We start from the raw sequence: 21,333 nt of genomic DNA, 5'->3' as shown, positions 1-21,333 counted from the left end.
GGCCGCCTGTTCGATTAACGATCAGGCAGGGTGATATTGAGTTCCAGAATCGAGCAGCTGCCGTCGTTTTCCAGGGCGACATGTACGTCATCGTTGCCGATATTGACGTACTTGCGGATCACCTCGACCAGTTCCTTCTGCAAGGCTGGCAGGTAGTCCGGGGTACTGCGTTGGCCGCGTTCGTGCGCCACGATGATCTGTAGACGCTCTTTCGCTACCGACGCGGTACTTGGCTTTTTGTTGGCGCGAAAGAAGTCGAGAAATTTCATTGTTTAGTTGCCTCCAAAGATACGCTCGAAGAATCCCTTCTTCTTAACATCGAGGAAGCGATGTTCCACGGTCTTGCCCAGCAAGCGATCAACTGCATCGCTGTACGCCTGGCCGGCGTCGCTCTGGTCGTCGAGAATTACCGGAACACCTTGGTTGGAAGCCTTGAGGACCGCCTGGGATTCGGGGATCACGCCCAGCAGGGTCACTGCGAGGATTTCCTTCACGTCTTCAACACCGAGCATTTCGCCGTTGCTGACGCGCTCAGGGTTGTAACGGGTGAGCAGCAAGTGCTCCTTGATCGGGTCTTGATTTTTTTCGGCGCGCTGGGACTTGCTGGCCAACAGGCCGAGCATGCGGTCCGAGTCACGTACCGAGGAGACTTCCGGGTTGGTGACGACGATGGCTTCATCGGCGAAGTACATCGCCAGGTGAGCACCGGTTTCGATACCGGCCGGCGAGTCGCACACCACGTATTCGAAGGTTTCTTTGAGCTCGGCGAGGACTTTGCCTACGCCTTCTTTGGTCAGCGCGTCTTTGTCACGGGTCTGGCTGGCGGCCAGCACGTACAGGTTCTCAAGGCGCTTGTCCTTGATCAGGGCCTGTTGCAGGTTGGCTTCGCCGTTCACCACGTTGACGAAGTCGTACACCACGCGGCGTTCGCAGCCCATGATCAGGTCGAGGTTACGCAAACCGACGTCGAAGTCGACGATGACTGTCTTGTGGCCGCGCAGAGCGAGGCCGGTACCGATAGCGGCGCTGGTGGTGGTCTTACCCACACCACCCTTGCCGGATGTAACCACGAGAATCTTGGCCAAGGTGTTTCACCCCTAAGGAAAAAGGACTTTTCAGCCCCTGAAAAACATCTCTTGGAACTCGCTGCAGGCGGACAGCCTTTGTAGGAAAAAGATGTGGTTTCCCCGGGGAAACGCCAACTTCCAATTATTCCTACACAAGTCTTGCCGGTTTCGCTTTGCTATCAGAGTCTAGAGATGCTTGGAAAATGCGGCAGTATCCGTTAAAGACGGATGATGTTCAACACATCGCCCGACAGGCTGACCTGCACCCCGGCCCCCCACAGCGGATCACGGCGCAAATCTTCTGAAACCTTGTACTGGCCTGCGATGGACACTAGCTCAGCGCTTAACTGCTGGCAAAAAATCCGCGCCTTGGTATCGCCCTTGATGCCGGCGAGGGCACGTCCGCGCATGGGGCCGTATACATGGATGTTGCCATCGGCCAGAAGTTCCGCCCCGGGGCTTACCGAGGAGATCACCACCAGATCGCCACCCTGGGCGTAAATCTGCTGCCCGCCGCGTACGGGAGAGGTGATGATCTTCGTCGGCTTGACCGTAGGTTCCGGCGGTTTTTCCGGTTTTTTCTTCACTTCACCTTCCAGCGGTTCGAGCGGGCGCTCGCGGGCACCGGAGGGTGGCAATACGGGCAGTTCAATAGCGATGGCCGCGGCAATGTCTTCGATACGGCTGGCGCGAATCGCCAGGGTGCGCAAACCGTGGGAGCGGCAGACGCGCATCAGGCCGGGCAAATCAATTGCGCCCTGGCCGGCCGGGAGTTTGTCCAGGGCCAGGACCAGCGGGGCATTGTTGAAGAAGTTCGGCGCCAGGGCGACCTTGGCGGCGAGCTGGCGGTCCAGGGCGTCGAGGTCGTTGCGGGCCAGTTCCAGCACGGTAATGGCGAGCATGCTGCCTTTCAGCTGGAACACGGGATCTTGGTCTAGCGGTTCGGTTTGGCTCATGGTCGGCAAAAGCGGCTTGTCACGAAAAGTGTCGAGACTTATAACGATAACAACCACGGGCCGCAAGCCGAGTCGAACGTTGTAGAATGCGCGGCCCTTGTCTTTACCGGAATCTGTAATGGATCGCCCGCGTTTTCGAGCTGTATTTTTTCACCCGCGCTTTTGGCTGTTATGGCTGGGACTCGGCCTGCTGTGGCTGATTACCCAGTTGCCCTACCGTGCATTGCTGACCATTGGTCGATTACTTGGCGCCGGCATGTACCGCGTGGCCGCTGATCGCCGCCGCATCGCCGCGCGCAACCTTGAGCTGTGCTTTCCGGAAAAATCCGCCAAGGAGCGTAAACGGCTGCTCAAGGAAAACTTCGCGTCCACCGGCATCGCCTTCTTCGAGATGGCCATGAGCTGGTGGTGGCCCAAGTCGCGCCTGGCGCGCCTGGCCCATGTCGAAGGGCTTGAGCATTTGAAGCAGGCGCATCTGGATGGCAAGGGTGTGATCCTGATGGCCTTGCACTTCACCACCCTGGAAATCGGCGCGGCCCTGCTCGGGCAGAAGCACACCATCGATGGCATGTACCGCGAGCATGGCAACCCGCTGTTCGACTTTATTCAGCGCCGTGGCCGTGAGCGGCATAACCTCGATTCCCTGGCGGTAGAGCGCGACGACGTGCGCGGCATGCTCAAGCTGCTGCGTTCGGGCCGCGCCATCTGGTATGCGCCGGATCAGGACTACGGCGCCAAGCAGAGTATTTTCGTACCGCTGTTCGGCATCCAGGCCGCTACCGTGACCGCCACCAGCAAGTTTGCGCGGCTGGGCAAGGCGCTGGTGATGCCCTTCACCCAGGAGCGCCTGGCCGATGGCAGCGGTTACCGCCTGGTGATCCACCCGCCGTTGAGCGACTTCCCCGGTGAGAGCGACGAGGTTGACTGCCTGCGTATCAACCAGTGGGTCGAAGCCTCGGTGCGGGAATGCCCCGAGCAGTACCTGTGGACGCACCGGCGTTTCAAGAGCCGACCGCCCGGCGAGGCTAAGCTGTACGAACCGCGCCGCCGGTAACCGCTACTTTTCTTCCAGGGAGTGACGCAATGCGCCCAGCTGAACCGGTCACAGGCTTGATTCTTTCCGGTGGCGGGGCGCGAGCGGCGTATCAGGTGGGCGTACTGGCAGCGATTGCCGAGTTGCTGCCGCCGGGGGCGCCGAATCCTTTTCCGGTGATTGTCGGCACCTCGGCCGGCGCGATCAATGCGGTGAGCCTGGCCAGTGGCGCCACGGATTTCACTGCGGCCATCCAACGCCTCACCGCGTTCTGGCAGGGCTTTCGCAGCCATCTGGTATTGCGCAGCGATTGGCCGGGCGTGGTGCACCAGGCCAGCCGTTTTTTTATCCATAGCCTGCTGGGTATCGGCGCTCAGGTGCCGGTGGCGCTGCTCAACAGTACGCCACTGCGTGACTTGCTCAACGACAAGCTGCACCTGCCGGGCATCGACGAAGCGATCCGCAATAAGCATCTACACGCCGTTGCGGTCACTGCCTTTGGCTACGAGTCCGGGCAAGCGGTGACCTTCTATCAGGGCGGCGGCAAGATCGATGCCTGGCTGCGTCATCGGCGCATCGGTGTGCCGACCCAACTGACGGTTGAGCACTTGCTGGCCAGCTCCGCGATCCCCTTGCTGTTTGCGCCGGTCAAGCTCGATCAGGAATATTTCGGTGACGGTGCCGTGCGCCAATCCGCGCCCATCAGCCCGGCCTTGCACTTGGGGGCCAGCCGGGTGCTGGTGGTGGGCGTGAGCGGCAACCCGCGGGGCAATGAACCGTCGATGCAGCGTACCTATACCGGCCAGGAGCCGACCTTGGCGCAGATTGGTGGGCATATGCTCAACAGCACGTTCATTGACAGCCTGGAAAGCGATATCGAGTTGTTGGAGCGTCTGAACCAATTCAGCCATGTTGCACCTGGGCTGGCGCCGGTGGAGGTGCTGGTGATTGCACCCAGCCAGCCGATCGATGAAATCGCAGCGCGGCATCGGCAAGAGTTGCCGGCGGCGTTGCGTCTGTTCCTGCGCGGGCCGGGAGCGACCAAGACCAGTGGGGCGGGGGTGTTGAGTTACTTGCTGTTCGAGGCGGGGTATTGCAGCGAGTTGATTGAATTGGGGCGCAAGGACGCACTGGCCAAGCGCGAGGAATTGTCCAAATTCCTTGGGCTGACGCTGAACTAAATGTGGGAGCGGGCTTGCTCGCGAATGCGGTGTGTCAGTCACTGAATCTGCTGACTGATCCACTGCATTCGCGAGCAAGCCCGCTCCCACATTTGATTTTCACTAATGCTTAGAAGTGATACTTGACCAGGAAGCTCGCCGTGTCCTGGTTAGTCTTGAACGCGCCGGAATCTTCGATCCCGTACTTGTTCTTCCAGTAGTCATATTCGAAGCCGACATACAGCTGCTTCTCGCCCCAATGCAGCGCCTTGCCCAAGTCGTATTTGACCTGTGGGTTGAAGTGCAGGTTGGCGTGGTAAGTGCCACGGGCGTTCCTGTCGTTGTCCACCACCCAGTCCATGAACCCGTCGATCAGCACGTTGGAGTTGCCCACGGGAATGGTGTACGACCACACCGGCGTGATCTGCCACACGCCGTCGCCCGGGCGATTGCCTTCGGTCTGGCGCTGGTAGAAGTTCAGCTGGAAGTAGTCGAAGCCAGGGATGTTCAAGTCAAAGCCCGGGCCCAGCAGGTACGACTCGTTATCGCCTTCGCCGAACTCGTAAGTGAAGGCCAGCAGCACATCTTTGATCGGGCCGAATGAGAGGTCTTTGTCGAAGATCTTGCCGAACGACAAGCGTGGGCTGAACTCGCCGTAGTAAGTACTTGGGCCGACGTTGCCGTCTTCCTTGCCGTTGTAAAAGATGCGGTCGACGAACAGGAAGTTGTCGCCGTACTTCCACGCATCGGCGTGCTCGAAGGTGACGGTTTGCTGGATCTGTGGGTTAACGGTGAAGTTCTTGCCCCACAGGTACGTCAGGCTGTTGTTCTGCCACTGCAACAAATCGCCTGCCACGGCTTGGCCGCCGGCCAGCAGGGATCCTGCCAGCATCAGGCCTTTGAACATAGGTTTCATTCGGTTGCTCCCGAGTCAAAGTTTTATGGTTGTTTTTCTACGCAGGCGCTCTGGTGTGGCGCCTTTTGGTTCGCTGCAAAAATCGTCTGTTTGGTCAGCTTTAGTGCTTTTAGCAAGAGCTGCGCCAAGGTGTTTAAAAAGCCAATAAAAGGCCTTCGGCTGCACTTGATGCAGTCGAATCCGGAGGTTTTTTCTGCACGTTGGCCGCAGACATTGGGCCAGGATAAGTTGGCCCTGCAGTCAGCTTTTACATTCGCTGTTTTTTTTTGAGTCGATTCGAGCGGGCGCGGAGAATACTGGCTCCCAGGCCTTGGCTCAAGTGCGCTGTTAGAGAGCGCAGGGGGCGAGAATGGGGCGCGGCTTGTGGCCGGCCCCAGGTGAATGGGGGACATGTGGGTATTTCCTGTTGGTTATTATTTTTGTTGTTTTTTGCTAACAGGCCATATCAATGCGTGTGGGCGACAGCGGGGCGTTCCGAACCGCCGAGGATGTTGAACAGGATGTTCAGCGACAAGGCGCTGAGAGTGGCCATGGCGATTCCGCTGTGGGTAATCGGGCTCATCCACAAAGGCAACTGTGCGAAGAACTCCGGACGCACCACCGGGATCAGGCCCATGCCGATGCTGACCGCCACCAGCAATTGGTTGCGGCGGTCGGCAATGTCGGCCTCCTGCAGGATCTTGATGCCGGTCGCCGCGACCATGCCGAACATGGCAATGGCGGCGCCGCCCAATACTGCCGGTGGAATCGATGCTACTAAAAAGGCCGCTTTGGGCAGCAGGCTGAGCACAATCAAGAACGCCCCGGCCATGATCGTCACCGAACGGCAGCGCACGCCGGTCATCTGCACCAGGCCGATATTCTGGGCGAACGAGGAGTGGGTAAAGGTGTTGAAGAAACCGGCGAAGAATGAGGCGCCGGCGTCACACAGCAAGCCACGGCGCAGCATCTTTGGCGTGACCTCCTGGCCGGTGATCTTGCCCAGCGCCAGGAACATCCCGGTGGACTCGACGAAGATGATCACCACCACCAGGCACATCGACAGGATCGGTGCCAACTCGAACTTGGGCATGCCGAAATGCAGTGGCGTCACCACTTGCACCCACGGCGCCCGGGCCAGGCCGCTGAGGTCGACCATGCCGAGCAGGCCGCACAAGCCATAGCCGAGCGCCATGCCGATCAGCACCGAGATATTCACCCAGAAGCCGCGCATGAAACGGTTGATCAGCAAGATGGTGGCCAGCACCAGTGCGGCAATCGCCAGGTAAACCGGCGAGCCGAAGGTGGCGGCTGCACTGCCGCCGCCGGCCCAGTTCACGGCCACGGGGAACAGCGACAGGCCAATGGCGGTGATCACGGTGCCGGTTACCAACGGCGGGAAAAACCGCACGACCTTGGACATGAACGGCGCGATCAGCATGCCGAAAAAACCGGCAGCGATGGTCGCGCCGAAGATGCCCTGCAGGCCGATACCCGGCATGCCAGCCATGGCCACCATGCTGCCGACGGCGGCAAAACTGGCGCCCATCATCACCGGCATGCGAATGCCCACCGGGCCGATGCCGAATGACTGCACCATGGTGGCAATGCCGGCCACGAGCAGGTCGGCGTTGATCAGAAAGGCGATTTCTTCACGGCTAAGCCCTGCGGCCTGGCCAATGATCAGGGGTACGGCGACGGCGCCGCCGTACATCAGTAAGACGTGTTGCAGGCCTACCAGAATCAGTTGCAAGAGGGGCAGCCGCACCATGGCGGGTGCGGCGGGAATCTGCGGTTCGACTAACTCGGTCATGCAACACCTCGGATCTTTTTTATTGTTGTGTTGTTCGGAACGCACTCTGTAAATCACCACTAATCCCTGTGGGAGCTGGCTTGCCTGCGATAGCGGTGTATCAGCCAGTAGATGAGTTGCTGGGCCACCGCTATCGCAGGCAAGCCAGCTCCCACATTTTGGATTTGTGTTACTCAGGCTGTCAGTTGGTGCGTGCCCCCTGGTTGATCCAGGTGCCGATCAAGTCACGCTCCTGCTGGGTCATCTGGGTTATGTTGCCCAGCGGCATGATCTGGCTGGCGACGGCCTGCGCTTGAATACGCGCCGCCTGCTGCTGGATCTGCGCCGGGGTATCGAACATCACGCCGGCTGGGGCGGTGCTGAACAGCGGGCTGGTGGGCTTGGCCGAATGGCACACGGCGCAGCGTTCCTGGATCACGCCATGCACCTTGTCGAAATCAATCGTCGCCTGGGCCGGTGCCGCAGCAGGTTCTGCAGCGGGTGCGGCTGGCGCGGCAGGTTTCAAACCACCGCCCAACGCGGTTTCCGGCAATGGCTGGTACTCGATGGCCGCGGGTGTCTTGGCCACATCCGGTGCAGTCGAAACAGGCTTGGGACCGGTCACGTAAGCCAGGCAAATCATCGCCAAGGCGCCTGCCGGCAGGGTCCACGCATACTTCTGGCTGTTATGCCGCGTGTTGAAGTAGTGACGCACCAACACCGCCGCCACCGCGATCCCGGCCAGGATCAGCCAGTTGTATTGGCTGCCATAAGTGCTCGGGAAGTGGTTGCTGATCATGATGAACAGCACCGGCAAGGTGAAGTAGTTGTTGTGGCGCGAACGCAGCAAGCCTTTGGCCGGCAGCGCCGGATCAGGTGTGCGGTTCTCGGCGATGGCCGCCACCAATGCGCGTTGGGCGGGCATGATGATGCGGAACACGTTGCCGACCATGATGGTGCCGATTACCGCGCCCACGTGCAGGTAGGCGCCACGGCCACTGAACACCTTGCTGAAGCCGTAGGCCGCTGCAATCAACAGCACAAACAGGATAAAGCCGAGCAGGGCAGGGCGTTTGCCCAGTGCCGAGTCGCACAGGAAGGAGTAAATGAACCAGCCGACGAACAGTGAGCCAATGCCCAGCAGTACGCCTTCGGGACCACTGAGGCTGCTGCCCGGGGCCAGCAGGTACAAGGTTGGGTTGGCGTAGAACACTACGCACAGCAGCGCGATGCCCGACATCCAGGTGAAGTAGGCTTCCCATTTGAACCAATGCAGGTTGTCCGGCATGGTCGGCGGGGCCAGTTTGTATTTTTCCAGGTGGTAAATACCGCCACCGTGGATCGCCCATAAGTCACCGGCCAGGCCGTCTTTGGGGTTGACGCGATTAAGGTTGTTTTCCAGCCAGACAAAATAGAAGGAAGCGCCGATCCACGCGACGCCAGTGATCATGTGAACCCAGCGCACGCTAAGGTTCAGCCATTCCATCAAATGTGCTTCCACAGTCTTTACCTCTCGCCTGTCACCCTTGTTGTCGGGTGATCAGACCTTCTCTTATTGGTGGGGGGCGAGGATCAACCGCTCATCCTCTTTGAAAAAATGCTCATCGCAGTTATTGCCTGTGCCACTGCGATCAACCACCAGGAAGTCATCCCGCTTTTCGATCGTCAGCACCGGGTGGTGCCAGACGCCGCGATGGTAATTAATGCCCTGCCTGCCGTTGGTGACGAAGGCGCGGACCAAGCCCGATACAGGTTCATCGCCAAGTGGCGCGACCACGATCAGAAAGGGGTTGCCGAGCAGCGGAATGAAAGCCTGGCTGCCCAGCGGGTGTCTCTCCAGCATGCACACGGTCAGCGGCATGTCCTGCGCGTCGGCGCGGAAGATGCTGATGATCGCGTTGTCTTCAGGCTGGGCGGTTTCTACCGTGGCCAGCTTGTGAAAGCGCATGGTCGACCCGTTGTTGATCATGAAGTGATCGCTGCCGTCGGTTTCGATAACGTCTCCGAAAGGGGCGAAGGCTTCTTTGGTCAGGGGTTCGATCATCAGTGTGCGCATGGCTGTCTTCTTATCCGGATTCTGTGTTGTTTGTTCTGCTTTTGTGGCGAGGGAGCTTGCTCCCGCTGGGCTGCGTAGCAGTCCCATCTTTTGGGGCCGCTTCGCGACCCAGCGGGAGCAAGCTCCCTCGCCACAGGGGGGCACCGCTTACTTCGAAACCTTGCCCAAAACCCGCAGGCGGCTCACACCACCATCCGGGAACACATTCAGGCGGATGTGGGTAATCGGCCCCAGCGCCTTGATCTGCTCGGCAAACGTGTGTTCAGCGTGCATTTCCAGTTTCTGCGCCGGCAGCAGCTCGCGCCAGAACAGCGATTGGGTTTCGATCTGGCTGTCGGTGCCGCCCTTCACGAAGGCGCCCTGGATCGAGCAGGTGTCCGGGTAGTTGCCCTTGAAGTGCAGGGTGTCGACCACGATTTTCTCGATCTCGCCGGGATGGCCCAGCGCGACGATCACCCAGTCATTACCTGGCGTACGACGACGGGCGGTTTCCCAGCCATCGCCCATGTTGATGCCACGGCCTGGGTTGAGGATGTTGCTCATGCGGCCGAAGTGCTCATCGGAGCAGGCCAGCGCACGGCCGCCATTGAGGGCAGCAGCCAGGTCGACCTGTTCGTTGTCGCCCACCGAGGACCAGTCGCGGAACGGCACGCCGTACACACGCAGACGCGCCACGCCGCCGTCCGGGTAGATGTTGAAACGCAGGTGGCTGAAGGCCTGGTCGTTGTTGATCTCGTGGTAGTGGTGGCTGTTGCCTTGCAGCTCCACCGCCGACAGCACTTCCACCCACTGGGTGTTGGCGTCCGGCTCGCCCGAAGCCAGGAAGCAGGCTTCCAGGGAGGCCGATGGCGGGAAGTTGCCGGTGAAGAATGAAGTGTCGATGTCCACGCCCTTGATCGAGCCGGGTACGCCGAGGCGGATCACCGCGCTGTCGTAGCCTTCGAAGCGCTTGCGGCGTGACTCCCAGCCGTCCATCCACTTGCCGTTGTCATCGAAAACGCCCTCCTTCCACACGGCCGGGGTCGGCTGGAACAGGCGGTTGGCGTCAGCGAACCAGTCATCAGTGACGGAGATGATCTTGGTGCCCAGGCGGGCGTCGGCCAGGTTGACGAACTTTTCGAAAGGTACGGCGTAAGCTTTCATTCTTCTTGTCTGCCTTAAAGAGAGTGGCTGGGGATGGTCGTTTAGAGGGTCAGTAAACGGAACAACGCGATCTTGTTGATCTCTGCCAGTGCGCATTTGAACTCGGTGTCTGCCGAGTTGTGAATGCGCGTTTCAAACGCGGCGAGGATCTGGTGCCGGTTGCTGCCTTTTACCGCCATGATGAAGGGAAACTTGAACTTGGCCTTGTAGGCGTCGTTCAGCTCGGTGAAGCGCGAGAACTCTTCGGCCGTGCATTGGTGAATCCCCGCGCCAGCTTGCTCATCGGTGCTGGCTTGGGTGAGTTGGCCCTGGACGGCCGCACGGCCTGCCAGGTCCGGGTGAGCATTGATCAGCGCCAGCTGGCTGGCATGATCGGCGCTCAACAAAATATCGCTCATGCGCTGGTGCAGGGTTTCGATCTGGTCGATCGAGCTGTCCTGGCCCAGGTCGAAGGCCTTTTCGGCCACCCATGGCGAGTGTTCGTAGATGTCGGCAAAGGCTTTGACGAATGCGTCGCGGCTCAAGGTCGACGGTTTGAGTGTCTGGAACGCAGTCATTTTGCGGCTCCCGTGAACGGGTGGGTTTCGTGCCAGTGACGGGCGATGTCAACGCGGCGGGTGAACCACACCTGTTCGTGACCTTTGGCGTATTCGATAAAGCGCTTCAACGACGCCAGGCGCGCAGGACGGCCGATCAGGCGGCAGTGCAGGCCGATGGAAAGCATTTTCGGCGCCTCGGCGCCTTCGGCATACAGCACGTCGAACGCGTCCTTGAGGTACTCGAAAAAGTCATCGCCCTTGTTGAAGCCCTGCACCTGGGTGAAGCGCATGTCGTTGGTGTCCAGGGTGTAGGGGATCACCAGGTGCGGCTTGCCGGTGGGGTTGTTGGGTTCCCAGTAGGGCAGGTCGTCGTCATAGGTGTCGCAGTCGTAGAGGAAACCGCCTTCCTCCATCACCAGCCGCCGGGTGTTGGGGCCGGTGCGGCCGGTGTACCAGCCCAATGGGCGCTCGCCGGTCAGTTCGGTGAGGATGCGGATGGCTTCGAGCATATGCTCGCGTTCCTGGGCCTCGTCCATGTACTGGTAGTCGATCCAGCGGTAGCCGTGGCTGCAGATCTCGTGGCCGGCCTCGACCATCGCGCGAATCACATCCGGATGGCGTTGGGCGGCCATGGCCACGGCGAAGATGGTCAGCGGAATATCGAATTCTTTAAACAGCTTGAGGATGCGCCACACACCGGCACGACTGCCGTATTCGTACAGCGACTCCATGCTCATGTTGCGTGCGCCTTGCAGCGGCTGGGCCGAGACCATTTCCGAGAGGAAGGCTTCGGACTCTTTGTCACCGTGCAAAATGTTGCGCTCACCGCCTTCTTCGTAGTTGAGTACGAACGACAGCGCAATGCGTGCCTTGCCCGGCCAGTGGGGGTGAGGAGGGTTACTGCCGTAACCGATCAGGTCGCGTGGGTAGTCAGCGCTCACTGCAGTCTTCCTTCTTGTTCGTGGTAGCAAGTGTGTGTGGCGGCCGGGCAGTGAAAAGACTGGGTGGCGTCACAGCGATGAGTGATTGTATACAACTTATCAGCCACTTTGTAAGCCTGAATTTCTGCATTTTTTCTGCAGCACTCGGTTAAAAGGGTGTAGCAAGAAACTTGCCTGGTTGGTCAGCTAATGGACAAAAGGTCGTTTAAAAGCAAGGTTTACTCGCCAATTGCTTCGCCGAGCAATGCCGACAGGGTGATCCAAAACTTTGTGATTTTTATTGTGTACAATTTTTTTAAAAAGTGTCTTAATCAGCCATCGCCAGCTTTTTTGATGCCCTGAAAAAGTGCAGGTTTATCTTTTACTGACTTAAGGAGGCGCGTAGACGCCATGGGACGTTTGACCACACACGTTTTGGACGCCGCACACGGCTGCCCCGGCAGCAATATCCAGGTCGAGCTGTATCGCGTTGACGGCGCGCAGCTGGAACGGGTGGCCACCGCCACCACCAACAGCGACGGCCGTTGCGATGCGCCGCTGCTGCAAGGCGACGACTACCGCAGCGGTGTGTACCAACTGCAATTCAGCGCCGGCGACTACTACCGCGCCCGTGGCGTGCAATTGCCGGAGCCGGCCTTCCTCGACGTGGTGGTGCTGCGTTTTGGCATCAGCGCCGAACAGGATCACTACCATGTGCCTTTACTGATTTCGCCTTACAGCTACTCCACCTATCGCGGTAGCTGAGTCGTCACCTCGCTTCACACCCCCAAAGCTCTTCGTTGGTTTTTTGCCCGCCCACACTGCGGGCTTTTTTTATTCCCGATGGCTTACGGGCCGCCCAACTATGTAACGCACCAGGGGCGGCTGAGGTGCCTAGGCTCGGCTTTTCTGTACGCAAGAGTCTGCCATGAGTACCGACAACACCGCCTGGTTGGCCGCTGAGGTCGCTGCGGCCCAAGCGCTTGATTTTGATGACCCGCAAACCCTGGACGCGGAGCGTGATGCGGCGATTCGCACGCTTCTGACCCGACGGCTTAACGAGGTCTCGCAGCCCAGTCATGAAATCAATCGCCTGATGACGCACCCGCCAGCGTGTATTTTGCCAAAGTCGCGCCGTTCAGCCCTTGAGCAGCGCTGCCGTGGCTGCGCCACCGAACAGTGCGGCACTGATGCGGTTGAACCAGCTCTGGCCCGCGCCGCTGCGCAGGTAACGCGCGGCTCCATGGGCACCGAGGCCGTAAGCCAGCTTGCAGAGCAAGTCGAGCACCGTCCAGGTAGCGATCATGATCAGCAGTTGCGGCAGGAACGGCTGCTGGCTGCTGAGAAATTGCGGCAGGAAGGCCGCGAAGAACAGGATGTCCTTGGGGTTGCTGGCGCCCAGCACAAAAGCGCGGCCGAACAGCGCGCGAAAGCGCGGCACTGGCGGCGTCTGCGGCACATCGGCGCCGTGGGCAGGTTGCCGTGATTGCTGCCAGCTCTGCCAGGCAAGGTAAAACAGGTACAGCGCGCCGACGATTTTCAAGGCACTGAACAGCTGTTCGGAGGCCAGCAATAACGCACCCAGGCCCAAAGCCGAGGCGCTCAACAGGCAGATCGAGGCAAACACCCCGCCCAGGAACGCCGGGTACGAACGGCGCAGGCCGTAGTTGAGGCTGTTGCTGATCATCAACAGCGACAGCGGCCCGGGGATCAGGATCACCACCAGTGCCGCACCACTGAACAACAGCCAAGTATCCAGGTTCATCTACATTCCTTCCTTATATGCAAAAAGCCCCACCCGAAGGTGAGGCGGTTTTTCAGCCGCTCCCGTACTACAGGAAGATGAACTTGGCGATAAAGATCGCGCACAGCACCCACAGGCTGACAGAAATCTCACGGTACTTGCCGGTGCCGGCCTTGAGCGCCACGTAAGTGATAAAACCCAGGGCGATGCCGTCGGCAACCGAAAACGTCAGCGGCATCATGATCGCGGTAACAATCGCCGGAATGCTGTCGGTGGCCTCATCCCAATTGATATGCGCCATGCTCGCCATCATCAGCATCGCCACGTAAATCAGCGCGCCAGCGGTGGCATACGCCGGAATCATGCCCGCCAGCGGCGCAAAAAACATCGCCGCGACAAACAGAATGCCCACGGTCACCGCCGTCAGCCCGGTGCGCCCCCCGGCGGCCACACCGGCAGCACTTTCCACATAGCTGGTCACCGGCGGCACACCGACCATGGCGCCGAATACGCTGGAGGCGCTATCGGCCTTCAGCGCGCGGGACAAGTTATCGATCTTGCCATCGGCATTGACCAGCCCGGCCCGTTGCGCGACGCCCATCAGTGTACCTGCGGTGTCAAACATGTGTACAAATAGAAAGGCAAATACCACGCTGATCATGCTGACATTGAATACACCTTTTATGTCCATGGCCATCCAGGTCGGCGCCAGGCTCGGTGGGGTGGAGAGAATACCGTTGTAGTGCACCAGGCCCAGGCCCCAACCGGCGAGGGTCACGGCGATGATGCTGATCAGGATCGCGCCGAACACCCGGTGGTAGCTGAGGATCGCGATCAACAGGAAGCACACGGCCGCCAGCAAGGGCGCAGGTTCGTGCAACGAACCGAGCTTGATCAAGGTGGCCGGGCTGTCGACGATGATGCCGGCGGTCTTCAGGCCGATCACCCCGAGGAACAGGCCCACGCCTGCGCCCATGGCATGGCGCAGGCTCACGGGGATGCTGTTGAGCAGCCATTCACGCACGCGCGACAGCGTCAGGCCCATGAACAGCACGCCGGAAATAAACACTGCGCCCAGCGCGGTTTCCCAGTGGTAGCCCATGGTGCCGACCACGGTGTAGGTGAAAAACGCATTCAGGCCCATGCCCGGCGCCAAACCCACCGGCCAGTTGGCGTACAGCCCCATCAACAGGCAGCCCAGCGCGGCGGCGATGCAGGTGGCGACGAACGCTGCGCCGTGATCGATACCGGCGTCGGCCATGATGTTGGGGTTGACGAAGATGATGTAGGCCATGGTGATGAAGGTGGTGAGGCCGGCAATCAGTTCGGTTCTCACTGTGGTGCCATGCAAGCGCAGTTTGAACAGGCGTTCCAGCCAGCCGCCTTGCGGTGGGGCGAGGTCCAGCGTGGGGGCTTCGGTTTTTTGGCTATCCACAGCAAGTACTCCTCAAGAGTTTTATTGTTATTTCCAGCGCCGGTCACAGAGGTGGGCAGCAGCGCTTTGAGGTACTGGCGGGTTTTGTTGACCAATAGGTCAGGAACTCGCACGAAGCGAATTATGCTTTTGTATACAAATAAAGCAAATAATGTTTTCGAGTTTGTCTGCGAAAGGGGATGAAAGGCTGATGCCGGCGCGATTTATCGAGTTGCGCAGGGCAAGCCTGCTCGCCACAACAAGCTCGCTCGGCATAGGGTTAAGGTTGGCCGGCGAGGGCCTGGTTCACGGCTAGCCAGCCTGCCACAGCGTCTCCACCGGCTTCACTGAACGCACGCTGCAACAGCTTCACTTGCTCGCGGCGCAGCGACTGCTCAAAACGCTGGCCTTCTTCGGTCAGTTCCAACAGGCGTTTACGCTTGTCGGCTTCGGACGCAACACTGTCCACCAGGTGCATTTCCTGCAATTGGCGCAGCGGCATGTTCAGCGCCTGCTTGCTCACCCCAAGCAATTCCAGCAGCTCCTTCACGCTCAAAGCCGGGTAACGCGCGATAAAAAACACGATGCGCTGATGCACACGGCTCAGGCCTCGGCGCTCGAGCATTTCGTCGGCCTTGGCGGTAAAGGCCTGGTAGCCGAAGAAGAAAGCTTCCATGGCTTGTTGCTGGCTGCCCTGGTTTTTAAGGTCAAGCATATTGACGTATCCATGTAAGTCGTCGTAATTTCGGTCAACCAGTTTGACGTATTTGCCCCCGACTTCGCTACCGGTGACCCTATGGCCTTCTCTGAACGTGTTACGCGCCTCAAAAGCTCCTTGATCCGTGAAATCCTCGCGGCAGCTCAGCGCCCTGACGTGATGTCGTTCGCCGGTGGCCTGCCGGCCGAAGCCATGTTGCCGGCACTGAATTGGGATGACCTGCCACTGAACATCGGCCAATACGGCATGAGCGAAGGCGAGCCGCAACTGCGTGAACTGCTCGCCGCCGAGGCCCGCGCCCTGGGCGTGCCATGCCAGGCCAGCCAGGTGCTGGTGGTCAGCGGCTCCCAGCAAACCCTCGACCTGGCAGCCAAGCTGTACATCGACAAGGGCACTCAAGTCATGCTGGAAGGCCCGACCTACCTGGCCGCCTTGCAGATTTTCCAACTGTTCGGCGCCGATTGCCTCACCGTGCAACTGGAGGCCGACGGCCCGAACCTGGCCGGCCTGCGCGCCAGCCTCGAACGCCATCGCCCGGCGTTCATCTACCTCATCCCGACCTTCCAGAACCCTTCGGCCGTGCGCTACAGCGAAGCCAAGCGCGCAGCCGTGGCCGCCTTGCTCGATGAATTCGGCGTAACCCTGATCGAAGACGAGCCCTACCGCGAGCTGACATTCGACGGCGCCAGTGCGCAGCCCATTGCTGGGCGCTTGAAAAAAGCCAGCTGGATCTACACCGGCACCGTCTCCAAGACCCTGTTGCCGGGGTTGCGCGTCGGTTACCTGATCGCCAGCGAGGATTTGTTCCCACACCTGCTCAAGCTCAAGCAATCGGCCGACCTGCACACCAATCGCATTGGCCAGTGGCAGGCCATGCAGTGGATCGGCACCGAGCAATACCAGCAGCATCTGGTGCAATTGCGCAGTTTTTACCGCGAGCGCCGCGATGCATTCCAGTCGGCGCTGGAGCGACACTTTGGCGACTTGGCCGACTGGCAAGTGCCCCAAGGTGGATTATTCTTCTGGCTGACCTTGAAACAGCCCCTCGACACCCGCACCTTGTTGGCGCAAGCATTGGCTCAGGACGTGGCGTTCATGCCCGGTGAGCCGTTCTTTTCCGAGCCCGACCAACACCTGGGCTCGTTGCGCCTCAATTTCAGCCATATCGACCCGGCCCGCCTGGACGAAGGTCTCAAGCGCCTGGCCGCGGTAGTCCGTCAAGCACAGCACGCGCAAGCGGCATAAGGGGAGCCCCATGTACAAGGTTTATGGCGATTACAAGTCGGGCAACTGCTACAAGGTCAAATTGATGCTCAATCTGCTGGGCATCCCGTACCAGTGGATCGATGTCGACATCCTCAAGGGCGACACCCAGACCGCCGAGTTCCTGGCCAAGAACCCGAATGGCAAGATCCCGGTGCTGGAACTTGAAGACGGCACCTGCCTGTGGGAGTCCAACGCGATTCTGAACTTCCTGGCCGATGGCAGCGAGTTTTTGCCAGCCGAGCCACGCCTGCGCACACAAGTGTTGCAGTGGCAGTTTTTCGAGCAGTACAGCCACGAGCCATATATTGCGGTGGCGCGGTTTATCCAGTTTTACCTGGGCTTGCCCGCAGACCGTCTTGAGGAATACAAGAAACTGCACAAAGGTGGCTACAAGGCGCTCAAAGTCATGGAGCGCCAACTGCAATTGACTCCGTATCTGGTGGGCGATCAATTCTCCATCGCCGATGTGGCGTTGTATGCCTATACCCATGTGGCCCAGGAGGGTGGGTTTGAGCTGGACGCTTATCCGGGTGTGCAGGCGTGGCTGGCGCGGGTGGCGAGCCATCCAAAACATGTAGCGATGCTTGATTGAGTTTATGCGGTCAAAAATGTGGGAGCGGGCTTATGTGGGAGCTGGCACCCACATTGACTGTGTTCAGTTTCAGTTCGATGTTGTGCCAGACAGCTCAACACTCAGCAGCTCAAAACAACGCTGCGCCGCCGGGCTGAGGTCCATCCCGCTGCGACTGATCAAGCCGATCTCGCGGTTCACGCCGGGATGGTCAATATTGATGCGCTTCAACCCCGCCAAACTGTCCGCCGCCGACTCCGGCAGCACACTGATGCCCAACCCCTGGCGCACCAGCGCCAGCACCGTCGACATGTAGTTGGCTTCCATGCCGGCATTCATCGTCAGCCGCGTCTGATCAAACAACGCGTCCACCTGCTCACGCACACTGCTGTCGCGCCCGGTGAGGATGATCGGCTGGTCCGCCAATTGCTCCAGAGTCAACCGGCGATGGTGGGCGAGGGGATGACCCAGTGGCACAAACGCACACAACCGATCATTGAGCACCGGCAAAAATTCCAGGCCGTGGCTCAGCCGGGCACGCACGCCGATGCCGAAATCCACCACGCCTTCACGTACCTGCGCATGAATACGATGGGCCACCAGGTCATGCAATCGCACTTCGATGCCGGCAAAACGCTCGCGAAACAGGCGCAAAGCCGGTGGCAGGGCGCCGGCGCACACCGAGGGCAGCGCGGCGATGCTGACCACGCCACGGCGCAAGGCGGCGAGGTCACGGGAGCCGGTGACGATGTTGTCCAGGTCCAGCAGCAGTTTTTCCATGGGGCCGCGCGCGTCTTCACCGGCGGCGGTAATGCTTACGTGGCGCGGGCTGCGATCGAGCAGCGCGACGCCGAGCCAGTCTTCGAGTTGTTGCACCTGAACCGTCAAGGCTGAGGGCGACAAGTGCAACTCGTTGGCGGCCTTGGTGAAACTGCCGGTGCGGGCTACGGCGAGAAAGGCTTGTATGTGTTGGATGCTGTTCTTCATTTTGTTTTTCCGAACGTGCCAGGCCGAATATTCCAATTTACAAAGACTAACCCGCTTCCAATACTCCAGGGAAAACAATAACCGGCCACCAAGGCCGCTCTGGAGTAACCCATGCTCGCTACCCTGGGTGTCATTACCATCCTGTGCCTGCTCGCTGCCGTCATGAGCAAACGCCTGTCGCCGCTGGTGGCGCTGATCGCCTTGCCGATCATTGCCGCACTGCTCGGCGGTTTCGGCCTGCAAACCAGCGCCTTTATCATTACCGGAATCAAGAACGTCGCCCCAGTGGTGGGCATGTTTGTGTTCGCGATTCTGTTTTTCGGGATCATGACCGACGCCGGCATGCTCGATCCCATCATTGATCGCATCCTGCGCACCGTAGGCACGCGTCCTACGCGGATTGTGGTCGGCACCGCGACCCTCGCGCTGCTGGTGCACCTGGACGGCTCCGGGGCGGTGACGTTTCTGGTGACGGTGCCGGCGATGCTGCCGCTGTATACACGGCTGGGCATCGACAAGCGCATCCTTGCGTGTGTCTGTGCCATGGCCGCCGGAGTCAATTTCCTGCCGTGGACCGGCCCGGTGCTGCGTTCGTCGGCGGCCTTGCATGTGCCGGTGGCGGACCTGTTCCAGCCGCTGATTCCGGTGCAGATCGTCGGCCTGGTCTTCGTGTTTGCCTGCGCCTGGTGGCTGGGCCGTCGTGAAGAAAAACGCCTGGGCCTGGGCGCCGGTTCCTCGGTGGATGCGGTGCCGCAACGGGTGCTCAGCGACGATGACATCAAGCTGCGGCGCCCACGGCTGTTCTGGGTCAACCTGTTGCTCACGGTGCTGGTGATGGTGGTGATGATTGCCGGCTGGGTCGACCCGGTGGTGATGTTTATGCTTGGCACCGTGGTGGCGCTGTGCATCAACTACCCGAATGTGGACGCCCAACGTGCGCGCATCGATGCCCATGCCAAAACCGCCCTGACCATGGCCAGTATCCTGCTCGCCGCGGGGGTGTTCACCGGCATCATGCAAGGCACCGGCATGCTCAAGGCGATTGCCGAGGTGGCGGTGGCGCAGATTCCTGCCGGCCACGGCAAGTTGATCCCGGCAGTGGTGGGCTTTATTTCCATGCCGTTGAGCATGCTGTTCGACCCCGATTCCTACTATTTCGGCGTGATGCCGGTGATCGCCGAAGTCGGCAAAGCCCTGGGCGTCGACCCGCTGCAAGTGGCCCAGGCCTCATTGCTGGGTGTGCACACCACCGGTTTTCCGGTGAGCCCGCTGACGCCCGCGACCTTCCTGCTGGTAGGCCTGTGCAAGATCGAACTGGCCGATCACCAGCGCTTCACCATTCCGTTTCTGTTTGCCGCGTCAGTGTTGATGACCCTGACCGCATTGCTCCTGGGAGTGATATGAGATGAAAACCTTGCGCATCGGCTCCGGCGCCGGCTACTCCGGCGACCGTATCGAGCCTGCCGTGGAACTGGCCGAACAGGGCGACCTGGATTACCTGGTGTTCGAATGCCTCGCCGAACGCACCATTGCCCTGGCGCAACAGGCGCGTATCAACGATCCACAAGGGGGTTACGACCCGCTGCTTAGCGAGCGTATGCGCCGTGTGTTGCCGTTTGTTGGTTTAAAAGGCGGCCGTCGCCTGCGGGTAATTACCAATATGGGCGCGGCCAATCCGGTGGCGGCGGCCGTTGAAGTACGGCGCATTGCCAACGAGTTGGGCCAGGACCTCAAGGTCGTGGCGGTGGTGGGCGATGACGTGCTGGATGTTTTACAGCCCGAGCAACGCCTGGATAACGGCCAGACCGTTGGTTCTTTGGGCGCGCGGTTGATATCCGCGAACGCCTACCTGGGCGTCGACGGCATCCTTGAAGCCTTGCGCGCCGATGCCGATGTGGTGATCACCGGGCGCGTGGCCGACCCGTCGCTGTTTTTGGCGCCGCAGATGTTTGAGTTCGGCTGGGCTGCGGACGACTGGCAGCGCCTGGGGCGTGGCACGTTGGTCGGGCATTTGCTGGAATGCGCGGGGCAGGTCAGCGGTGGCTATTTTGCCGACCCCGGCTTCAAGGAGGTGGATGACCTGGCACGTCTGGGTTTCCCGTTGGCCGAAATCGATGCCGATGGCGAAGCTGTGATCACCAAGGTCGCAGGCACCGGCGGGCGGGTCAGCCGTGCGACGTGCACCGAGCAGATGATCTACGAAGTGCACGACCCGGCGGCTTATCTCACGCCGGACGTGACGGCAGACTTTTCCCACGTGAGCTTTGTGGAGGAGGGCGTGGATCGCGTCGGTGCTCAAGGCGCCGATGGCCGGGCGCGGCCTGAACAGTTGAAGGTCAGCGTAGGTTACCTGGACGGATGGATCGGTGAAGGGCAGATGTCCTACGGCGGCCCGGGCGCTGTCGCACGGGCTGAGTTGGCGCGGGATATCGTACTCAAGCGCCTGGAACTCATGGGTGTGAAGCTGCAAGACCTACGCGCCGAGCTGATTGGCATGGACTCCTTGCACGGCCCCCGCAGCAACGTCGAACCCTGGGAAGTGCGCTTGCGCGTGGCCGCCCGGTGTGAAGATCGCAGCGAAGCCGTGCGGGTTGGCAATGAAGTGGAAACCCTCTACACCAATGGCCCGTCGGGCGGCGGCGGGGCGAGTAAAAGCGTGCGCCAGGTGGTGGCAGTGGCCTCCTTGCTGCTGCCGCGTAGCGCGGTCAACCCGAGGATCGAAGCATGAAACTGCACACACTGGCCCATTCCCGTACCGGCGATAAGGGCGACACCTCGAACATCTCGATCATCGCCTACCGCGCAGAGGATTATCCGCTGCTGTGCGAGCAGCTCACGCCCGAGCGCGTCGCTGAGTTTTTTGCCGGCTTGCGTGAGCCGGATGCGGCGCCGGTGCGGCGTTATGAATTGCCCAACGTGCAGGCGCTGAATTTTGTACTGCCGGGGATCCTGCGCGGCGGCGTCACTCGTTCACTGGCGCTGGACGCCCATGGCAAGTGCCTGGGCTCGGCCTTATTGGATCTGGACTTGGTAATACACAAATAAATGTGGGAGCTGGCTTGCCTGCGATAG

At 60.3% G+C, this 21,333-nt stretch carries 23 protein-coding genes and 1 pseudogene; 8 read left to right on the top strand and 16 right to left on the bottom strand.

The window, feature by feature from the left end; all coding sequences use genetic code 11:
* Positions 1 to 14: 14 nt before the first annotated feature.
* The 3 genes from minE to minC all read right to left on the bottom strand — a co-directional run bounded on the left by minE (position 15) and on the right by minC (position 2,023).
* The gene (gene minE / locus PSH96_RS20060; protein WP_003175252.1) at positions 15 to 269 is read right to left on the bottom strand and encodes a cell division topological specificity factor MinE; all 255 of its coding nucleotides are present in this window, start codon (positions 267 to 269) and stop codon (positions 15 to 17) included.
* Between the two features lie 3 nt (positions 270 to 272).
* Positions 273 to 1,085 (bottom strand): septum site-determining protein MinD, encoded by an 813-nt coding sequence (minD, locus tag PSH96_RS20055; protein WP_056861097.1) that lies wholly within the window; start codon positions 1,083 to 1,085, stop codon positions 273 to 275.
* A gap of 200 nt (positions 1,086 to 1,285) precedes the next feature.
* Positions 1,286 to 2,023, bottom strand: a complete 738-nt coding sequence (gene minC / locus PSH96_RS20050) for a septum site-determining protein MinC (protein WP_056861098.1) — start codon at positions 2,021 to 2,023, stop codon at positions 1,286 to 1,288.
* Positions 2,024 to 2,141: 118 nt separating this feature from the next.
* Between minC and PSH96_RS20045 the strand changes: the two genes are divergently transcribed.
* Positions 2,142 to 3,077 carry a lipid A biosynthesis lauroyl acyltransferase gene (locus PSH96_RS20045; RefSeq protein WP_305454568.1) on the top strand — a complete coding sequence of 312 codons (936 nt, stop codon included), beginning with the start codon at positions 2,142 to 2,144 and terminating at the stop codon, positions 3,075 to 3,077.
* A 29-nt stretch (positions 3,078 to 3,106) separates the two neighbouring features.
* Positions 3,107 to 4,237, top strand: coding sequence for a patatin-like phospholipase family protein (locus PSH96_RS20040; protein ID WP_305454566.1), 1,131 nt, complete (start codon positions 3,107 to 3,109; stop codon positions 4,235 to 4,237).
* A gap of 109 nt (positions 4,238 to 4,346) precedes the next feature.
* Here PSH96_RS20040 and PSH96_RS20035 read toward each other — a convergent pair whose 3' ends face one another.
* From PSH96_RS20035 to puuE, 9 genes and pseudogenes are all read right to left on the bottom strand, one after another.
* On the bottom strand, positions 4,347 to 5,132 hold the full coding sequence (locus PSH96_RS20035) for an outer membrane protein OmpK (protein ID WP_017137852.1): 786 nt from the start codon (positions 5,130 to 5,132) through the stop codon (positions 4,347 to 4,349).
* A 23-nt stretch (positions 5,133 to 5,155) separates the two neighbouring features.
* Complete coding sequence (locus tag PSH96_RS20030) at positions 5,156 to 5,524, bottom strand: hypothetical protein (protein ID WP_305454564.1); 369 nt, start codon at positions 5,522 to 5,524, stop codon at positions 5,156 to 5,158.
* A 53-nt stretch (positions 5,525 to 5,577) separates the two neighbouring features.
* Positions 5,578 to 6,924, bottom strand: a complete 1,347-nt coding sequence (locus PSH96_RS20025; RefSeq protein ID WP_305454562.1) for a nucleobase:cation symporter-2 family protein — start codon at positions 6,922 to 6,924, stop codon at positions 5,578 to 5,580.
* A gap of 181 nt (positions 6,925 to 7,105) precedes the next feature.
* Entirely contained in the window at positions 7,106 to 8,404 is a 1,299-nt protein-coding gene (locus tag PSH96_RS20020) for a urate hydroxylase PuuD (RefSeq protein WP_305454560.1), read from the bottom strand.
* Between the two features lie 51 nt (positions 8,405 to 8,455).
* Positions 8,456 to 8,959, bottom strand: coding sequence for an ureidoglycolate lyase (locus PSH96_RS20015; protein WP_048721015.1), 504 nt, complete (start codon positions 8,957 to 8,959; stop codon positions 8,456 to 8,458).
* Between the two features lie 37 nt (positions 8,960 to 8,996).
* Positions 8,997 to 9,098, bottom strand: a pseudogene (locus PSH96_RS29640) (N-acetyltransferase); the annotation flags it as partial.
* 8 nt (positions 9,099 to 9,106) lie between these two features.
* Positions 9,107 to 10,102 (bottom strand): allantoicase, encoded by a 996-nt coding sequence (gene alc, locus PSH96_RS20010; RefSeq protein WP_014719294.1) that lies wholly within the window; start codon positions 10,100 to 10,102, stop codon positions 9,107 to 9,109.
* 41 nt (positions 10,103 to 10,143) lie between these two features.
* Positions 10,144 to 10,659, bottom strand: a complete 516-nt coding sequence (gene uraD, locus PSH96_RS20005) for a 2-oxo-4-hydroxy-4-carboxy-5-ureidoimidazoline decarboxylase (RefSeq protein ID WP_305454558.1) — start codon at positions 10,657 to 10,659, stop codon at positions 10,144 to 10,146.
* On the bottom strand, positions 10,656 to 11,582 hold the full coding sequence (gene puuE, locus PSH96_RS20000; protein WP_305454555.1) for an allantoinase PuuE: 927 nt from the start codon (positions 11,580 to 11,582) through the stop codon (positions 10,656 to 10,658). Before puuE ends, uraD begins: the two co-directional genes overlap by 4 nt.
* A 390-nt stretch (positions 11,583 to 11,972) precedes the next feature.
* Here puuE and uraH point away from each other — a divergent pair, with 390 nt between their 5' ends.
* The gene (gene uraH, locus PSH96_RS19995) at positions 11,973 to 12,326 is read left to right on the top strand and encodes a hydroxyisourate hydrolase (protein WP_056861106.1); all 354 of its coding nucleotides are present in this window, start codon (positions 11,973 to 11,975) and stop codon (positions 12,324 to 12,326) included.
* A gap of 373 nt (positions 12,327 to 12,699) precedes the next feature.
* Here the strand turns inward: uraH and PSH96_RS19990 are convergent, their stop codons facing one another.
* The 3 genes from PSH96_RS19990 to PSH96_RS19980 all read right to left on the bottom strand — a co-directional run bounded on the left by PSH96_RS19990 (position 12,700) and on the right by PSH96_RS19980 (position 15,434).
* Positions 12,700 to 13,326 carry a LysE family translocator gene (locus tag PSH96_RS19990; protein WP_305454552.1) on the bottom strand — a complete coding sequence of 209 codons (627 nt, stop codon included), beginning with the start codon at positions 13,324 to 13,326 and terminating at the stop codon, positions 12,700 to 12,702.
* 67 nt (positions 13,327 to 13,393) lie between these two features.
* On the bottom strand, positions 13,394 to 14,740 hold the full coding sequence (locus tag PSH96_RS19985) for an NCS2 family permease (protein WP_017137842.1): 1,347 nt from the start codon (positions 14,738 to 14,740) through the stop codon (positions 13,394 to 13,396).
* Positions 14,741 to 14,999: 259 nt separating this feature from the next.
* Entirely contained in the window at positions 15,000 to 15,434 is a 435-nt protein-coding gene (locus PSH96_RS19980) for a MarR family winged helix-turn-helix transcriptional regulator (RefSeq protein ID WP_305454549.1), read from the bottom strand.
* Positions 15,435 to 15,515: 81 nt separating this feature from the next.
* Between PSH96_RS19980 and PSH96_RS19975 the strand changes: the two genes are divergently transcribed.
* Complete coding sequence (locus PSH96_RS19975) at positions 15,516 to 16,682, top strand: PLP-dependent aminotransferase family protein (protein ID WP_305454547.1); 1,167 nt, start codon at positions 15,516 to 15,518, stop codon at positions 16,680 to 16,682.
* Between the two features lie 10 nt (positions 16,683 to 16,692).
* Positions 16,693 to 17,295, top strand: a complete 603-nt coding sequence (locus tag PSH96_RS19970; protein ID WP_056861112.1) for a glutathione S-transferase family protein — start codon at positions 16,693 to 16,695, stop codon at positions 17,293 to 17,295.
* A gap of 69 nt (positions 17,296 to 17,364) precedes the next feature.
* On the opposite strand, the gene PSH96_RS19965 is transcribed toward PSH96_RS19970, so the two are convergent.
* Entirely contained in the window at positions 17,365 to 18,261 is an 897-nt protein-coding gene (locus PSH96_RS19965; RefSeq protein WP_305454545.1) for a LysR family transcriptional regulator, read from the bottom strand.
* 111 nt (positions 18,262 to 18,372) lie between these two features.
* Here PSH96_RS19965 and PSH96_RS19960 point away from each other — a divergent pair, with 111 nt between their 5' ends.
* The 3 genes from PSH96_RS19960 to PSH96_RS19950 are packed head-to-tail and all read left to right on the top strand — an operon-like array spanning position 18,373 to position 21,306.
* Positions 18,373 to 19,665, top strand: a complete 1,293-nt coding sequence (locus PSH96_RS19960) for a CitMHS family transporter (protein ID WP_138814543.1) — start codon at positions 18,373 to 18,375, stop codon at positions 19,663 to 19,665.
* A gap of 1 nt (position 19,666) precedes the next feature.
* Complete coding sequence (locus PSH96_RS19955) at positions 19,667 to 20,989, top strand: acyclic terpene utilization AtuA family protein (protein ID WP_305454543.1); 1,323 nt, start codon at positions 19,667 to 19,669, stop codon at positions 20,987 to 20,989.
* Positions 20,986 to 21,306 (top strand): hypothetical protein, encoded by a 321-nt coding sequence (locus PSH96_RS19950; protein ID WP_305454541.1) that lies wholly within the window; start codon positions 20,986 to 20,988, stop codon positions 21,304 to 21,306. Before PSH96_RS19955 ends, PSH96_RS19950 begins: the two co-directional genes overlap by 4 nt.
* Positions 21,307 to 21,333 lie beyond the last annotated feature (27 nt).

This window comes from Pseudomonas sp. FP2338 (assembly GCF_030687515.1).
GTDB classification, from domain to species: domain Bacteria; phylum Pseudomonadota; class Gammaproteobacteria; order Pseudomonadales; family Pseudomonadaceae; genus Aquipseudomonas; species Aquipseudomonas salomonii.
Note: the sequence above shows the minus strand (reverse complement) of the source record. Positions and strands in the feature narration are given on the sequence as shown.